Source organism: Bacillus sp. OTU530 (assembly GCF_038440375.1).
This window is the reverse complement of the sequence record NZ_JASATP010000035.1, coordinates 45,748-62,615: the sequence shown is the minus strand read 5'-3', so window position 1 is coordinate 62,615 and position 16,868 is coordinate 45,748. Positions and strand designations below refer to the sequence as shown.

At 39.8% G+C, this 16,868-nt stretch carries 13 protein-coding genes; 7 read left to right on the top strand and 6 right to left on the bottom strand.

Going from position 1 to position 16,868, the window contains the following annotated elements:
- Window positions 1-509: 509 nt before the first annotated feature.
- From gyrA to dnaA, 6 genes are all read right to left on the bottom strand, one after another.
- Entirely contained in the window at window positions 510-2,978 is a 2,469-nt protein-coding gene (gyrA, locus tag AAHB12_RS21655) for a DNA gyrase subunit A (RefSeq protein WP_342047018.1), read from the bottom strand.
- A gap of 76 nt (window positions 2,979-3,054) precedes the next feature.
- Window positions 3,055-4,977: a DNA topoisomerase (ATP-hydrolyzing) subunit B gene (gene gyrB / locus AAHB12_RS21650; RefSeq protein WP_342047016.1), complete on the bottom strand. Its 1,923-nt coding sequence runs from the start codon at window positions 4,975-4,977 to the stop codon at window positions 3,055-3,057.
- A 50-nt stretch (window positions 4,978-5,027) separates the two neighbouring features.
- Window positions 5,028-6,140 carry a DNA replication/repair protein RecF gene (gene recF / locus AAHB12_RS21645; RefSeq protein ID WP_342047014.1) on the bottom strand — a complete coding sequence of 371 codons (1,113 nt, stop codon included), beginning with the start codon at window positions 6,138-6,140 and terminating at the stop codon, window positions 5,028-5,030.
- A 15-nt stretch (window positions 6,141-6,155) separates the two neighbouring features.
- Window positions 6,156-6,368, bottom strand: coding sequence for a S4 domain-containing protein YaaA (gene yaaA / locus AAHB12_RS21640; RefSeq protein ID WP_129728616.1), 213 nt, complete (start codon window positions 6,366-6,368; stop codon window positions 6,156-6,158).
- Between the two features lie 413 nt (window positions 6,369-6,781).
- Complete coding sequence (gene dnaN, locus AAHB12_RS21635; RefSeq protein ID WP_129728617.1) at window positions 6,782-7,927, bottom strand: DNA polymerase III subunit beta; 1,146 nt, start codon at window positions 7,925-7,927, stop codon at window positions 6,782-6,784.
- Window positions 7,928-8,105: 178 nt separating this feature from the next.
- Window positions 8,106-9,455 carry a chromosomal replication initiator protein DnaA gene (dnaA, locus tag AAHB12_RS21630; protein WP_129728618.1) on the bottom strand — a complete coding sequence of 450 codons (1,350 nt, stop codon included), beginning with the start codon at window positions 9,453-9,455 and terminating at the stop codon, window positions 8,106-8,108.
- Window positions 9,456-10,023: 568 nt separating this feature from the next.
- Between dnaA and rpmH the strand changes: the two genes are divergently transcribed.
- The 7 genes from rpmH (at window position 10,024) to rsmG (ending at window position 16,841) form a co-directional block, all read left to right on the top strand.
- Complete coding sequence (gene rpmH / locus AAHB12_RS21625) at window positions 10,024-10,158, top strand: 50S ribosomal protein L34 (RefSeq protein WP_129728619.1); 135 nt, start codon at window positions 10,024-10,026, stop codon at window positions 10,156-10,158.
- Between the two features lie 75 nt (window positions 10,159-10,233).
- Window positions 10,234-10,596 carry a ribonuclease P protein component gene (rnpA, locus tag AAHB12_RS21620; protein ID WP_129728620.1) on the top strand — a complete coding sequence of 121 codons (363 nt, stop codon included), beginning with the start codon at window positions 10,234-10,236 and terminating at the stop codon, window positions 10,594-10,596.
- A 34-nt stretch (window positions 10,597-10,630) separates the two neighbouring features.
- Entirely contained in the window at window positions 10,631-11,395 is a 765-nt protein-coding gene (spoIIIJ, locus tag AAHB12_RS21615; RefSeq protein WP_342047011.1) for a YidC family membrane integrase SpoIIIJ, read from the top strand.
- A complete protein-coding gene (gene jag / locus AAHB12_RS21610; RefSeq protein ID WP_129728622.1) occupies window positions 11,392-12,081 on the top strand; it encodes an RNA-binding cell elongation regulator Jag/EloR in 690 nt (229 codons plus the stop codon). Before spoIIIJ ends, jag begins: the two co-directional genes overlap by 4 nt.
- Before the next feature lie 730 nt (window positions 12,082-12,811).
- A complete protein-coding gene (gene mnmE / locus AAHB12_RS21605; RefSeq protein WP_342047009.1) occupies window positions 12,812-14,188 on the top strand; it encodes a tRNA uridine-5-carboxymethylaminomethyl(34) synthesis GTPase MnmE in 1,377 nt (458 codons plus the stop codon).
- A 22-nt stretch (window positions 14,189-14,210) separates the two neighbouring features.
- Complete coding sequence (gene mnmG / locus AAHB12_RS21600; RefSeq protein ID WP_342047008.1) at window positions 14,211-16,100, top strand: tRNA uridine-5-carboxymethylaminomethyl(34) synthesis enzyme MnmG; 1,890 nt, start codon at window positions 14,211-14,213, stop codon at window positions 16,098-16,100.
- A 21-nt stretch (window positions 16,101-16,121) separates the two neighbouring features.
- Window positions 16,122-16,841 (top strand): 16S rRNA (guanine(527)-N(7))-methyltransferase RsmG, encoded by a 720-nt coding sequence (rsmG, locus tag AAHB12_RS21595; protein ID WP_342047006.1) that lies wholly within the window; start codon window positions 16,122-16,124, stop codon window positions 16,839-16,841.
- Window positions 16,842-16,868: the final 27 nt, after the last annotated feature.

Genomic DNA, 16,868 nt, shown 5'->3' with positions numbered 1-16,868 from the left:
GTATAATATATCATGTGCTTTCATAACCGTCAACACTATAAATACATTTTTCTTTAAAAAACTTTATTCTTTTAAAGAAAACTCGCCGATTGGCGAGCCCTGTCCTTGGGCGAAGACAGAGGCGTAGTTGCACTTATACTTTATTCCTAACATTTCTCACTACGTCGAATTGTCTTCTAGCTAGAAATTTATACTTTCTTAAAGTGTAAAGAAAACTTGCCGATTGGCAAGCCCTGCTCTTGGGCAAAGACAGAGGCATAGCCCTACTTATATTGTATTCTTAAAATTTCCGACTACGTCGAATCGGCCTCCAGGTGGAAGTTTATACTTTCTTACAATGTAAGAAATACCTTATATCCTACCTTTTCCTAGTGGCACTTACACTGTAGCCAACTGCATCAAGTTCGCCTCTGGCCAGAAATTTATACCGTAATTAGAATACAAAAAAAAGGAGCTGCAAGGAACACCGCCTTCACAACTCCTTTTATCTCTAACCTTGTCTACCTGTGTTACTCTTCTATCTCATCTTCTATCTCATCTTCTATCTCATCTTCACGCTGCGCCTTTGCTACTGTAGCTACTTCCTGCTCTCCTTCTAACCGAATGAGGCGAACTCCCTGTGTATTACGGCCCATTTGTGAAATTTGATCAACAGGCATGCGGATTAACACACCAGCTGCCGTAATAAGCATAATATCCTCCTCGCCTTTTACAGACTTTACAGCTACAAGCCTTCCATTTTTGTCTGTAATATTGCAAGTTTTCAAGCCCTTTCCGCCCCTGCTTTGGATACGATATTCTTCTATTGAGGTTCTCTTACCATAACCATTCTTTGTCACAATGAGCACATCGGTATTCTCTTCTACAATCTCCATTCCTACCACTAGGTCATCCTCATCCAACGTAATGCCCTTTACGCCTGTTGCACTACGACCCATGGAACGCACATCTTGCTCATGAAAACGAATAAGCATACCATTACTTGTGCCAATAATAATATCCTTTTCTCCTGTCGTTAATCGTACAGAAATAAGTTCATCTTCTTCTCTAAGAGTAATTGCTATCAAACCATTATTCCGAATGTTTGCAAACGAAGATAGAGGTGTACGCTTTGCCAAGCCCTGCTTTGTCGCAAAGAATAGATAATCGTCATCTGTAAACTCACGAATTGGAATGATTGCATTTACCCACTCGCCTTTATCGACCCCTAGCAAATTAACAATCGGGATCCCCTTTGCCGTACGACTGTACTCTGGAATTTCATATCCTTTGGTCCGATACACTTTTCCTTTATTGGTAAAGAATAAAATATGATCGTGTGTTGATGTTGTTAAAAGATGCTCAACAAAATCATCTTCATTGGTTCCCATTCCTTGTACGCCTCTTCCTCCACGGTTTTGGCTTTTGTACGTAGAAGCAGGCAATCGCTTAACATACCCGTTATGAGTAAGTGTAATAACTACATTTTGTTCCGGAATCAAGTCCTCATCCTCAATAAACTCAAGGCCTCCTGGAACAATTTCAGTTCTTCTTTTATCGTTAAAGCGCTCTTTAATCTCCGTCAATTCCTCACGAATAATCTCTAGCACCTTTTCCTCATCAGCCAATATTGCTCTTAATTCTGCAATTAGTTTTACTAGTTCGGCATATTCCTGCTCGATCTTCTCACGTTCCAGTCCTGTTAATCTTTGCAAACGCATATCTAAAATAGCTTGTGCTTGCTTTTCACTTAAACCAAAGCGCTCCATTAGACCTTGTCGCGCCATCTCTGTTGTACGGGAACTGCGGATTAATGCGATAACCTCGTCTAAATGATCTAATGCAATTCGGAGCCCCTCTAGAATATGCGCACGCGCTTCTGCCTTTTCTAATTCATAGGCAGTACGTCTTCTAATAACTACCTTTTGATGCTCCAAATAATAATATAGGCATTGTTTCAAGTTCAATACCTTTGGTTCACCGTCTACAAGAGACAGCATATTGATACCAAAGCTCGTTTGCAATGCTGTATGCTTGTACAAATTATTAAGCAATACATTAGCATTAGCATCACGACGAATTTCCATTACAATCCTCATGCCATTACGGTCAGATTCATCACGTAAATCTGTAATCCCATCTATTTTCTTCTCACGTACCAACTCTGCAATTTTTTCAATAAGCTTTGCTTTATTTACTTGGTACGGAAGCTCATTTACGATAATGGATTGCTTTCCATTCCCTCGATCTTCAATTTCTACTTTAGCTCGGATAATAACTGTACCGCGCCCAGTCTCATAAGCACGACGTATCCCGCTCTTTCCAAGAATCTGACCAGCTGTAGGAAAATCTGGTCCCTGGATATACTCCATTAACTCCGGAATCGTTAAGTCTGGGTTCTTACTTAATGCCAACACACCATCAATAACTTCTCCTAACTGATGTGGTGGAATATTTGTCGCCATCCCTACGGCAATCCCTGTAGCACCATTAACAAGCAAGTTAGGGAAGCGAGCCGGAAGAACAATCGGTTCTCGCTCAGATCCATCATAATTATCTTGATAACTAATTGTATTTTTCGAAATATCCCGAAGCAATTCCATCGAAATTTTAGACATTCTTGCTTCTGTATAACGCATAGCAGCCGCAGCATCTCCATCCACGGAGCCGAAGTTTCCATGTCCATCTACTAGCATATAACGTTGGTTAAAATCCTGTGCCATACGAACCATCGTATCGTAAACCGCACTATCGCCATGCGGATGGTACTTCCCGATTACTTCTCCAACAATACGAGCAGATTTCTTATGTGGCTTTTCTGCTACAATACCTAAATCATTCATCGCATATAAAATTCTTCGGTGGACCGGCTTCAAGCCGTCACGCACATCAGGTAAAGCACGTGATACAATAACACTCATGGCGTAATCTAAAAAAGATGTACGCATTTCCTGGCTAATATTTATCTCACGAATTCGGGCTTGTTGGTTCTCAGACATCAACCAGCACCTCCTCTAACATTTCCGAACATATAGTTATAATACAGAAGACAGGAATAACCATTCCTGTCGCTCCTTAAATATCGAGATTCTTCACGTATCTCGCATTTTCTTGAATAAAGTTACGGCGAGGCTCCACTTTATCGCCCATTAAAATCTCGAATGTTTCATCCGCTTCAATGGCATCCTGCATACTAACCTGCAGGAGTGAGCGGACTTCCGGATCCATTGTCGTTTCCCAAAGCTGCCCGGGATTCATCTCTCCAAGCCCTTTATAACGTTGGATGTTTGGCTTCTGTTGTCCTTGCAGCTCTGCCAGAACTCTTTCAAGCTCTCTTTCGTTGTATGCATATACAATTTTTTTACCTTGCTGTACCTTATATAAAGGCGGCTGTGCAATATAAACATAGCCATGCTCAATAATTTGACGCATATAACGATAGAAGAACGTTAATAATAGGGTACGAATATGAGCACCATCTACATCGGCATCTGTCATGATAATGATTTTCTGATAACGAGCCTTTCCAATATCAAAATCCTCGCCAATTCCTGTTCCAATCGCTGTTACAATAGAACGAACCTCATTATTGGACAAAATTTTATCTAGTCGTGATTTCTCAACATTAATAATTTTTCCTCTTAACGGTAAAATCGCTTGAAAATGCCGATCACGTCCTTGCTTTGCTGAGCCTCCCGCAGAGTCACCCTCTACAATATAAATCTCGCTGATTGCAGGGTCTTTAGAAGAACAGTCTGCTAATTTTCCAGGTAGACTTGAGACTTCCAATGCATTTTTTCGTCTCGTTAATTCACGAGCTTTTTTTGCTGCAACACGAGCTCTCGCTGCCATCATACCTTTTTCGATAATTTTGCGAGCTACAGGAGGATTTTCCATTAAAAACTTTTCAAGCGTTTCAGCAAATACAGATTCTGTAATTGTCCTTGCTTCACTATTGCCTAGCTTCGTCTTTGTCTGACCTTCAAATTGTGGATCAGGGTGCTTGATAGATACAATCGCAGTCAATCCTTCCCGCACATCTTCTCCAATTAGATTGCTGTCATTATCTTTAATAACATTACTTTTTCTTGCATAATCATTTACTACACGTGTAAGAGCTGTCTTAAAGCCCACCTCATGTGTACCGCCTTCATACGTATGAATATTGTTAGCGAAAGAGTAAATATTACTTGTATACCCTTCGTTATACTGTAAAGCAATCTCTACATAAATGCCTTGACGTGCTCCTTCTACGTAAACCGGCTCTTCATGGATTACTTCTTTTGTACGATTTAAATGCTCTACATATGAACGGATACCGCCCTCATAGAAGAACTCTTTCTTCCTTTTGTTTTCACGTTTATCTTCAATAATTAGCCTAATGCCGCGATTTAAGAAAGCCAATTCACGCAAACGGTTTGCAAGTGTGTCGAAATCATATTCTGTGGTTTCACTAAAAATTTCTTTATCAGGTTGAAAATGAACAGTAGTTCCAGTTCGGTTAGTTTCGCCGATCACTTTTAAATCCTCACCAGGAACTCCTCGCTCAAACTTCTGATAATGTATTTTCCCTTCACGGTGAACATACACTTCTAACACAGAAGAAAGAGCATTTACAACAGATGCTCCTACACCATGCAACCCGCCGGATACCTTATAACCGCCGCCGCCGAATTTTCCGCCTGCATGCAGTACAGTCATAATAACTTCAACTGCCGGGCGTCCCATTTTTTCATGAATCCCGACAGGAATACCACGTCCATTATCTGCAACCGTAATACTGTTATTTTCTTCAATTGTAACAGTTACCTCATCACAGTAGCCTGCTAGTGCCTCATCGATACTATTATCCACAATTTCCCACACGAGATGATGAAGCCCTTTTGCGCTTGTTGAACCAATATACATACCTGGGCGCTTCCGAACAGCTTCTAATCCTTCTAGAACCTGAATTTGACTCTCATCATACGTGTTATTTTGCAATTGTTTTTGTTCCATTGTCACAAACATCACCTACTTTTCCATTTAACAGAAGCAACTCTGCGGGTCTAATCTTGAATTGTGCCATTTGTCACTTGAATTGTCTTGGCTTTCTTCAGCGTATCGTGCTCAATCCCTTCAACGCTCGTTGTTGTTACGAAAGTTTGCACCTTTCCCTGAATCGTGTTTAAGAGGTGAGATTGACGGTAATCATCCAACTCTGACAAGACATCGTCAAGCAGTAGAATCGGATACTCGTTCACTTCTGAATGAATTAATTCAATTTCGGCCAGTTTTAGGGAAAGTGCAGTTGTTCGTTGTTGTCCTTGCGAACCAAAGACTTGAACGTTTTTGTCATTAACGAAGAATTGCAAATCGTCACGATGAGGACCAATCAAGGTAGTGCCACGGAAGATTTCACGCTGCTTAATAGAATGAAAATTTTCATAGTATACTTCTTTTATTTTCGACAAATCTGTTGATTCTGATACATTTATGCTAGGTTGGTATATAATTCGCAAATCCTCTAGTCCTCTACTGATGCCACGGTGGATGGGGGCGGCCCAATCCTGCAGCAAACGCAGGAACTCAAATCGCTTTTTCAGAATCTTTGCTCCATGCTCGATTAACTGGAGAGTAAATACATCTAGCATTGCCTCGTTCTTGCTTCCCTCACGTTGCAAAATCTTTAACAGATGATTCCGTTGTGTCAGCACCTTTTGGTATTGACTTAACTCGTAAAGATAGACCGGTGCAATTTGTCCGAGTTCCATGTCTAGAAAGCGTCTCCGAACCTGAGGACTACCTTTTACCAAATGCAGGTCCTCTGGAGCAAACATCACAACATTCATCTCACCGATATACTGACTAAGCTTTTGTTGCTCTAGATGATTCAATTTTGCTTTCTTACCCTTTTTGGAAACCATCAATTCTAGAGAAAGTGTGTTATTTCTCTTTCGTAGTGTTCCTTTTATTTTACCATACTCTGTATCCCAACGGATAAGTTCACGATCATTTGAAGTACGGTGCGACTTGGCCATTGCAAGGACATAAATAGCTTCCATAAGGTTGGTTTTTCCCTGCGCATTTTCTCCAATAATAACATTTACTTTATCTTCAAAAGAAATGTCGAGCATTTCATAGTTCCGGTAATTTTTTAATGTTAACTCCTCAATATACAAAGGGTGTTCCCCCTTTTATCCCTTCACTTGAAATGAGCCGAAAGCAGGAATATTTACGACATCTCCTGAGAAGAGCTTTCTACCTCTCCGATTGTCTTCTTCGCCATTTACATGCACTTCGTACTCCTGAAGAAACCACTTTGCAGCTCCACCAGTGTCAATCAAGTCAGCTAACTTCAGAAATTGTCCTAAAGTGATGTATTCTGTCGAAATTGAGACGATTTTCATAAGGATCACTCACTTCCTAAAAGTGTTCATTCTTTCATTGTACTAAATAATTGAGTGTTAGCAAAGCGGAATGATAAAAATAAGAACAGCAGCAGGCATAATTCATTCTTTAATACTCGAATTATCTGCTGGGAATCTGTACGTTCTTAAAGTATAAAGAAAACTCGCTGACTGGTGAGCCTTGCTCTTGAGCGAAGATAGAGGCGTAGTTGCACTTACACTATATTCCTAAAACTTCCGACTACGTCAAATTCACTTCTAGCGGGAAATTTATACTTTCTTACAGTGCAAAAAAGGCGACCTGAAAGCAGAATACACTCTCCCTTTCAGATCACCCTCTACTACATTGAAATAAGCTGTAAGACTGCTGAATTCACCAGACCCCTTACTATAAGGGGCCCCCCATCTGACTCTCAATAGGTTCGAACAGGCAAAATAAGTTGGATAATTGAATCGTCGTTAGCAGTACGAATTAAAAATGGGCGCATCGCACCAGTAAAACTAATTTTAATCTCCGAGCTGTCTAATGCCTTTAAAGCATCCATCATATATTTTGCACTAAACGAGATTTTTAAATCTTCCCCCTCTATTTGCTCACACTGTACTTCTTCAACAACTTTTCCGATTTCTGGGGAATTAGAAGAAATCTCAATCATTCTTTGTTCCAAAGTAGAAAATCTCACAACATTGTTACGACCATCTCTAGCTAATAAAGATGCGCGGTCGATAGCTTGTAAAAATTCTTTCGTATTAACAAAAATATCGGTTTTGCTTTCTGTTGGAATAAGCCTTGAAGTATCAGGGTAACTCCCTTCTAATAGCCTAGAGAAGAAAAGCAGATGTTTTGTACGGAATAAAACTTGATAATCTGTGATTACAATATCTACTGCTTCTTCAGATTCATCTAAAATTTTGCTTAATTCGTTTAGGCTTTTTCCTGGAATAACAACGTTTGCCTTAAACTCCTCTGGAACGTTTCTTCCAGAAACCTTTGCCTTGCGCAAGGCAAGTCTATGACTATCTGTTGCAATGCAAACAAGTTCACTGTTATATACCTTCCAGTTTACACCTGTCAATATCGGTCGTGTTTCCGATGTTGACACAGCAAATACAGTTTGACGGATCATATGCTTCAGAAGATCTGTCGGAATTTGAAATACATGATGCTCCTCAATTTGAGGTAAAAGTGGATATTCCTCTGGGTCCAAGCCATTTAGGTTGAATTCAGATTTTCCAGATTTTATTTTTGTCATAAAATGACTTTCAACTTCAATTTCAACTGTTTCTCTCGGTAATTTTTTTACAATCTCACTGAAATATTTTGCTTGTAAAACAATGCTTCCTGCTTGATGAACTTCTACAATTTCTTTTCCATTCTCTTCAATGGGAATGAAGGACTCAATAGAAATATCAGAATCACTTCCTGTTAAGGAAACCCCTTCTTCATTTACCGAAATTTTAATTCCAGTGAGAATAGGGATTGTAGTTCGTAAAGATACAGCCTTCATAACTTCTTGTACACCTTTTACAAGATAATCCTTTTGAATAGAAAAACGCATGGGAAATCCCTCCTGTAATTCAGTATTAATTTTTATTTTATTTACTAAAGATAAAAAAATAGTAGTAATAGTAGTAGTACCTGTGGATATGTGGATAAGTATCCCCAACGAAGGAAAAACAGCCTATCAACATGTGGATAGACTGTGCGTAAAAACAAAAAAGTTATACACATTATTCCTAATGATTTTTTAAGATCTCTTGAATTTCCTCTAGCTGTCTCTGCAGTTGTGCATCTGTTTTTGATAGTTTAGATATTTTCTCATGTGCATGAATAACAGTAGTATGGTCACGTCCGCCAAATTCCTCACCAATTTTCGGTAGTGAAGAATCTGTGAGTTCCCTTGAAAGATACATTGCAATTTGGCGCGGGAAAGCAACAGATTTTGTACGCTTTTTTGCTTTAAAATCTTCTAATTTCACTTGAAATAATTGTCCTACTGCCTTTTGAATTTCATGGATGGAAATAATCCTTGGTTTTGCATTCGGGATAATATGTTTCAAAGCCTCTGCGGCTAAATCAGCATTCATATCTTTATTGATGAGCGATGAATAAGCGACAACCCGGATAAGTGCTCCCTCTAACTCCCTGATATTGGAGTCGATTTGATTAGCAATATATAGCATCACTTCATTTGGGATATCAAGTCCTTCTGCCTTTGCTTTTTTGCGTAAAATAGCGATTCTTGTTTCCAAATCAGGCGGTGTGATATCCGTAATAAGCCCCCATTCAAAACGTGAGCGTAAACGATCCTCAAGTGTCGGAATTTCTTTTGGAGGCCGGTCACTAGAGATCACAATCTGTTTGCTTTCTTCATGCAAAGCATTAAAAGTATGGAAAAATTCTTCCTGGGTTTGTTCTTTTCCAGCTAAGAATTGAATATCGTCTATGAGAAGAACATCGACATTTCTATATTTATTACGAAAGTCGACAGCTTTGTTATCACGAATGGAATTAATAAATTCATTTGTGAACTTTTCGGAAGAAAGGTATACAACCTTTGCATTTGGATTATGCTCAATAACATAATGACCGATTGCATGCATCAAGTGTGTTTTACCAAGCCCTACGCCTCCATATATAAAAAGAGGATTATAGGCCTTCGCAGGGGCTTCAGCCACAGCAAGGGATGCTGCATGGGCAAAGCGGTTTCCAGAACCAATGACAAATGTATCGAATGTATATTTTGGGTTTAGCATGCTTTGCGGAAAATGGTTTGGTTCATCCTGCAGCATCTTTGCTTTATGTGCGGGAGCATATTCAAATTCCTCTTCAGCTTGGCTTTGAGGAATAATAAAACGGATATCAAGCTCTTCCCCAGTTACATGATACACAGTTTCTGAAATCAAGTCAGAATAATGGGATTCCAACCAATCTCGTGCAAATTCATTTGGAGCAGTAATCGTGAATAAATGCTTTTTTAAGGAATAAGCCTTTGTGGATTTTAACCAAGTCTCAAAACTCGGCTTGCTTACCTTCTTCTCCAGCTCTTTTAAGGTCCGATTCCAAAGATCAGAGATGTTTTCCAATGTTGTCCCTCCTTTTGGACAGGGTAATTGCACAAAGATGTAGTTTGCACAACTTTTGTATAACACGAAAATACAAGAATGCATATTTATACAAAGCTATTTAAAAGCTTAGAGTGTGCGCGGAGATAAGACGGGCTGTTTTCTACAAAACAGAAGGATGTGGATAAAAAGTTATACACATGCTTAAAAGATGTCCACAAGTTATACACAGACTGTGGATATCATTAATAAAAAGAAAAGTTATTCTAATTGAAAACAAAAATATAATATCAAAAATAAGCAGCAATAGCAATGAATTTTATAAAGTTATCCACAAAATCAATACGTTGTGGAATAAATTTTTCCACAACACGATATACTGTGTAAAACTATAAAGATAGATTGTGGATAGAAAAAACGAACAAAAAAATTATCCACAATGCAATAGAAATAATGTGAAAAAACCTGTGAATTAGGGAAAATATGCATATAAGATGAAAATTTCAAGAAGCATTGACATTTCCACTAAGGATTAACTATAATTTATAGGACTGTCTGTAACAGTTATTCCTCAGGGAGGTGTTATAAAATGAAAAGAACGTTTCAACCAAATAAGCGTAAGCGCAGCAAAGTACATGGTTTCCGTGCGCGTATGAGCACTGCAAACGGCCGCAAAGTTCTAGCTGCTCGTCGTCGTAAAGGAAGAAAAGTATTATCTGCGTAGGCCACTGATCGTTCAGTGGTCTTTTTTCTAGCAGTGTAAAGGTTCCGCTTACGATATACAGGAGTGTTTAAGTAAATGAAAAAAATGAATCGTATAAAGAAGAATAAGGAATTTCAAACTGTTTTTCAGAAGGGGCAATCTAATGCGAACCGACAGTTTGTTTTATATCAGCTGGACAAGCCAGATCAGGAGTACTTTCGTATCGGTCTTTCTGTTAGCAAGAAGATTGGAAATGCGGTAGTACGAAATCGGATTAAGCGGATGATTCGTCAGGTGTTTACAGAATTAAAAGAGAAGATAGATTCTGGAAAAGATTTTGTTATAATAGCAAGGAAGCCCTGTGCAGAAATGACATATGAGGAGTTTAAGAAAAGTCTACTTCATGTTTTGAATCGTTCCGGCATTCGAATTCAGAACACCGAAACGAAAATTAAGTAACTATAGATGTACATACTAGAAGGAGGAAAAGGCTGTGAAAAAGAAAATATGGTTCTTGCTGATGGTAATCTTACTTATAGCGGTTATCAGTGGCTGTTCCCAAGTCAATGAGCCGATTACGAAGGAAAGCACAGGAATTTGGAACCAATACGTCGTATATCCGCTCTCTTGGTTAATTACCTATGTTGCTAATTTGGCTGGGGCGAATTATGGTGTAGCTATTATTGTTGTTACGCTTATCATTCGATCTGCGTTGTTGCCTCTTATGATTAAGCAAACAAGAAGCACAAAAGCGATGCAGGCGTTGCAGCCCGAGATGACAAAGTTACGCGAAAAACATAGCTCGAAGGATCAAGCAACGCAACAAAAGCTTCAACAAGAGATGATGCAGCTGTATCAAAAGCATGGTGTAAACCCGATTGGAGGCTGTTTGCCAATTTTTGTGCAAATGCCAATCTTGATCGGTTTTTATCATGCGATTATGCGAACTACTGAAATTAAGCAACATAGCTTTTTATGGTTTGACCTTGGGCATCCAGATCCAATTTATTTATTGCCGCTGCTTGCCGGTGTGACAACATTCATCCAGCAGAAAATTTCAATGGTAGGGATGCCGGCAAATCCACAGATGTCTATGATGCTTTGGTTAATGCCTATTATGATTATTGTCTTTGCTATTAATTTCCCAGCAGCACTTTCTCTTTACTGGGTAGTGGGAAATATCTTTAGTATTGCTCAAACATATTTTATTAAAGGACCTGAAATCAAGAAGGCGAAAACAGGAGGAGCAAGCAAGTGAACGGTATTACTGCTAAAGGACAAACAGTCGAAGAGGCAGTTCAATCAGCACTGGTGCAGCTAGGAGTTTCTCGTGATCAGGTGGAAATTCGTATTTTAGATAAGGGCAGAAAAGGATTCCTGGGATTTCTCGGTTCTAGGCCTGCTATAGTTGAAGTGACTGTAAACAAGGCTTTGGATCTTATTGAAGAAGCTGTAGCTGTGAAAAGTGATCCGATTGAAGAAGTTGTAAGCGCACAAAAGGATCCAATCGAAGAGGCCGTAAGCTATGTAAAAGGTATCATTCGAGAGATGAACCTTGACGTTACTGTGGAAAAGTCAGTGAAGGGGAGAGAAGTCAAACTTACACTTTCAGGAGAGCAGGTAGCACTTCTTATCGGAAAAAGAGGCAGTACATTAAATGCAATTCAGTATTTAACGCAGCTTGTAGTAAATAGAAGTACGAAACAATATATAAATATCATGATTGACGCTGAGAACTATCGGGAGAAGAGGAGAGGGACACTTGAATCTCTTGCGCAGCGCTTAGCAAAGCAAGTATTTAATACGAAGAAAAAGGTTATTTTAGAGCCAATGCCTTCTTTTGAAAGAAAAGTAATTCATCAGGCGCTCTCTCATCACCCTCATGTAATTACAACATCAGAAGGAGCAGAACCGCATCGGCATGTGGTGATTTCTCCTAAGTAGATAGGTATAAAGAAACCGGCAGCTCAATAGAGATTGCCGGTTTTCCTATTGTATTTTGCTATATACGCTAGCATGTATAGCAGGAATAAATTTTAACCAAAATATTCCTATCATAAGAAAAGTGGACCAGAGTCTGCCATTTTGGGCCTTGGGAGTTAGACATCGCCCCGAAAAGTTATATTTTCTTATCTTATAAAGAAAACTCGCCGATTGGCGAGCCACGCCCTTGGGCGAAGACAGAGGCGTAGTTGCACCTATACTGTGTACCTAAAATTTCCGGCCATGTCGAATTTACTTCCAGCTGGAAATTTATATTTTCTCACAGTGTAAAGAAAACTCGCCGATTGGCGAGCCATGCCCTTGGGCGAAGACAGGGGCGTAGTTGCACTTATACTGTGTACCTAAAATTTCCGGCCACGTCGAATTTACTTCCAGCTGGAAATTTATATTTTCTTCACAGTGTAAAGAAAACTCGCCAATTGGCGAGCCATTAGGTGAAGACAGAGGTGTAATTGTACCTATACTGTATTCCTAAAATTTCTGGCTCCGCAGAATTTGCTTCTAGCTGGAAATTTGCCCTTTCCTACAGTGTGAACAAGCTATATCTCTTTATAGAAAGAATAGACCGTCATTCTTTTTAAGCCCTATGTATTATGGTATGCTAAGAGTTTGATGAAGTAAAGTATCCTATGTTTAATATACAAATAAAAGATAAGTGAGGTGGATGGACATGGAATTTGATACAATCGCAGCTATCTCTACTGCGCTTGGAGAAGGAGCTATTGCGATTGTCCGGGTGAGCGGAGAAGATGCAGTGGAGAAGGTAAACCGGATTTTTAAAGGAAAAGATTTAACAAAAGTGCCGTCACATACAATCCATTATGGAAACATAATTGTCCCGGATACAAATCAGGTTATAGAGGAAGTAATGGTTTCTGTAATGAGAGCGCCGAGGACATTCACACGTGAGGACATTGTTGAAGTGAACTGTCATGGGGGTCTGGTGTCAGTTAATAAGGTGCTGCAGCTGATTTTAACACAAGGAGTGCGTTTAGCAGAGCCTGGTGAATTTACGAAGCGGGCCTTCTTAAATGGACGTATCGATTTATCCCAAGCAGAAGCAGTCATGGATCTAATCCGAGCAAAAACAGATCGTGCGATGAATGTTGCTATTGGTCAAATGGAGGGCCGGTTATCCAAGCTTATTAAGCGTTTGCGACAGGAATTGATTGAAACATTAGCTCATGTAGAGGTAAATATTGATTATCCAGAGTACGATGATGTAGAAGAAATGACACATTCTGTTCTTATAGAGAAGGCAGAACGAGTTAGGGATGAAATTCGTAAGCTTTTGCAAACCTCAAAGCAAGGGAAAATCCTGCGGGAAGGAATTGCGACTGTTATTATTGGACGTCCTAATGTTGGAAAGTCTTCCCTTCTAAATAGTCTTGTTCAAGAGAAGAAAGCAATTGTTACAGATATTGCAGGAACAACGAGGGATGTTATTGAAGAATATGTTAACGTGCGCGGTGTACCGCTTCGTCTTATCGATACCGCTGGTATTCGAGAAACAAAGGACGTTGTAGAGCAAATTGGTGTTGAGCGTTCAAAGGAAATGCTGCAGCGTGCTGATCTTGTTTTATTGGTATTAAATTATAATGAACGTCTAACAGCAGCAGATAAAGAACTATTTGAAGCAGTCCAAGAAAAGGATACAATCGTCATTGTAAATAAAACCGATTTACCGCAGAAAATCGATTTGGATGAAGTGAAGATTTTAGCGGGCAATGCAAAAATAATCACAACCTCTCTTATTGAAGAGCAAGGTGTGGATGAGTTAGAACGAGCAATTGCCGAGTTGTTTTTTGAAGGATCCCTCGAAGCGGGAGATATCACATATGTATCTAATGCTCGGCATATTGGGTTATTAGCACAGGCGGAGCGAACGATTGCAGATGCGATTGAAGCTGTTCATAATGGTATGCCCATTGATATGGTGCAAATTGATTTAACGAGAACCTGGGAGATACTTGGTGAAGTAACAGGAGAAACTATACATGAAAGCTTGCTCGATCAATTATTCTCTCAGTTTTGTCTTGGAAAGTAATGCAATGAAGGAGGAATGAAGTATGGGATACAAGGCCGGTTCTTATGATGTAATCGTAATCGGCGCAGGCCACGCAGGTTGTGAAGCTGGCTTAGCTGCTGCTCGTATGGGAGCAAAAACGTTGATGTTAACAATCAACTTAGATATGGTGGCATTTATGCCATGTAATCCTTCTGTCGGTGGCCCGGCAAAGGGGATTGTTGTACGTGAGCTAGATGCATTAGGCGGGGAAATGGGTCGGAATATTGATAAAACACATATTCAAATGCGTATGCTAAATACCGGAAAAGGACCCGCTGTCCGTGCCTTGCGTGCACAAGCGGATAAGTTCGCCTATCAACATGAGATGAAAAAAACGATGGAAAATACACCTAATCTTTCCTTGCAGCAGGGCATGGTTGAACGGCTAATCGTGGAGGAAGGTATATGCACAGGTGTTATTACAAAGACAGGTGCAGAGTATGAAGCAAAGACTGTTGTTATTACGACAGGAACATTTTTGCGCGGGGAGATTATTATCGGTAATTTGAAATACTCAAGCGGGCCGAATAATCAGCAGCCATCAGTCAAGCTTTCAGAGCATTTAGAGGAATTGGGCCTTGAGTTGGTACGCTTTAAAACGGGAACTCCGCCACGTGTACACAGCGAGACAATTGATTACAGCAAAACTGAAATTCAACCTGGAGACGAAACGCCTCGAGCGTTTTCCTTTGAGACAACAAAGTTTATTTTAGACCAAATTCCATGCTGGTTAACGTATACGAGCGAAGAAACACATCGCCTTATTGATGCGAACCTACATCGCTCAGCGATGTATTCAGGTATGATTAAAGGTACAGGGCCACGCTATTGCCCGTCCATTGAAGATAAGGTAGTACGCTTCCACGATAAGCCAAGGCATCAAATTTTCCTAGAGCCAGAAGGACGGCATACACAAGAGGTTTATGTACAAGGATTATCCACAAGTTTACCAGAGGATGTACAGCGTGAAATTTTGCGTACAATACCTGGACTTGAAAATGTAGAGATGATGCGGACTGGTTATGCTATTGAATATGATGCAATTGTACCAACTCAGCTTTGGCCGACATTAGAAACAAAAAATATTAAAAGTTTATATACAGCAGGACAGATTAACGGAACATCTGGCTATGAGGAAGCAGCAGGACAAGGATTGATGGCTGGAATTAATGCGGCTTGTAGAGCTTTGGGAAAACAAGAAGTTATACTAGATCGTTCAGAGGCTTACATTGGTGTATTAATTGATGATTTAGTAACAAAGGGAACGAATGAGCCATATCGCTTATTAACTTCACGTGCTGAATATCGTTTATTGCTCCGTCATGATAATGCTGATTTGCGCCTTACAGAAATTGGGTATAAAATTGGTCTTATTCCAGAGGAGCGTTATGCCCGTTTTCAAACGAAAAAAGAACAAATTGAGCGTGAAAAGGACCGCCTTGCAGGTTTAATCATTAAGCCGCGTGCTGAAGTACAGGAACTCATTCGCAATGCTGGGGGGAGTGAGCTAAAGGACGGTATTCGTGCAAGTGATCTGTTGAGAAGAACAGAGATGACATATGAGCATATCCGTACCATTTCTCCAAGTGAGGATTTCATCCCGGCTGAAGTAGCGGAACAGGTTGAAATTCAAATTAAATATGAGGGCTACATCGAAAAGTCCATTCAACAAGTAGAGAGAATGAAAAAAATGGAAAACAAGAAGATTCCGGTTGATATTGACTATGACGCAATTACGGGCTTGGCATCAGAAGCTCGTCAAAAGCTTAAGCAGGTGCGTCCGCTTTCTGTTGGGCAGGCCTCCCGTATTTCCGGCGTAAACCCTGCAGACGTTTCTATTTTACTTGTATATCTTGAGCAAGGAAAAATCGCAAGAGTATCGAACCAATAAAGAGTTAGGGGATATTACTGTATGAATGCGCAACAGTTTCAAAATATGCTTCAGGAGAAAGGGATTTCTCTCTCTCCTGAACAAATGCAACAATTCGAAAGATATTATGAGCTGCTCATAGAGTGGAATGAGAAAATGAATCTAACAGCTATTGTAGAAAAAGAGGAAGTATATTTAAAGCACTTTTTTGACTCTATTACAGCAGCCTTTTATCATGACTTTTCCAAGCCGCTTTCTCTTTGTGACGTCGGTGCTGGAGCTGGGTTTCCAAGTATTCCCTTGAAAATCTGCTTTCCGGAGCTGAAGGTTACAATTGTAGACTCTCTGCAAAAAAGAATTACTTTTTTAAATCAGTTAGCAACAGATTTAAACCTAAAGAATGTAGCTTTTTATCATGACCGTGCGGAGACATTTGGACGAAGAGAAGAGATTCGTGAATCATTTGATATTGTGACGGCACGTGCCGTTGCTCGGCTTTCCGTCTTGAGTGAGTTATGTCTTCCTTTAGTAAAGGTTGGCGGCGCCTTTATTGCTATGAAGGGAGCTGCTGCAAAAGAGGAGCTTGAGAGCGGAAAACATGCTGTGCAAGTGTTAGGTGGGGAAGTAAAGCAAATTTCGACCTTCCAACTACCAGTAGAAGAAAGTGAACGTAATATTCTCTATATTGAAAAGAAGAGAAAAACTCCAAAGAAGTATCCTCGTAAACCTGGGATGCCGAACAAAGTGCCTATTGAAAAATAAAATGTATTGTGAGTAACATGGGGATAT

Bases quoted from the DNA above. Each gene is read 5' to 3' on its own strand.
- mnmG (WP_342047008.1), top strand. From the start codon at position 14,211: ATGGGATACAAGGCCGGTTCTTATGATGTAATCGTAATCGGCGCAGGC.
- rnpA (WP_129728620.1), top strand. From the start codon at position 10,234: ATGAAAAAAATGAATCGTATAAAGAAGAATAAGGAATTTCAAACTGTT.
- mnmE (WP_342047009.1), top strand. From the start codon at position 12,812: ATGGAATTTGATACAATCGCAGCTATCTCTACTGCGCTTGGAGAAGGA.
- rpmH (WP_129728619.1), top strand. From the start codon at position 10,024: ATGAAAAGAACGTTTCAACCAAATAAGCGTAAGCGCAGCAAAGTACAT.
- yaaA (WP_129728616.1), bottom strand. From the start codon at position 6,368: ATGAAAATCGTCTCAATTTCGACAGAATACATCACTTTAGGACAATTT.
- rsmG (WP_342047006.1), top strand. From the start codon at position 16,122: ATGAATGCGCAACAGTTTCAAAATATGCTTCAGGAGAAAGGGATTTCT.
- dnaN (WP_129728617.1), bottom strand. From the start codon at position 7,927: ATGCGTTTTTCTATTCAAAAGGATTATCTTGTAAAAGGTGTACAAGAA.
- gyrA (WP_342047018.1), bottom strand. From the start codon at position 2,978: ATGTCTGAGAACCAACAAGCCCGAATTCGTGAGATAAATATTAGCCAG.
- gyrB (WP_342047016.1), bottom strand. From the start codon at position 4,977: ATGGAACAAAAACAATTGCAAAATAACACGTATGATGAGAGTCAAATT.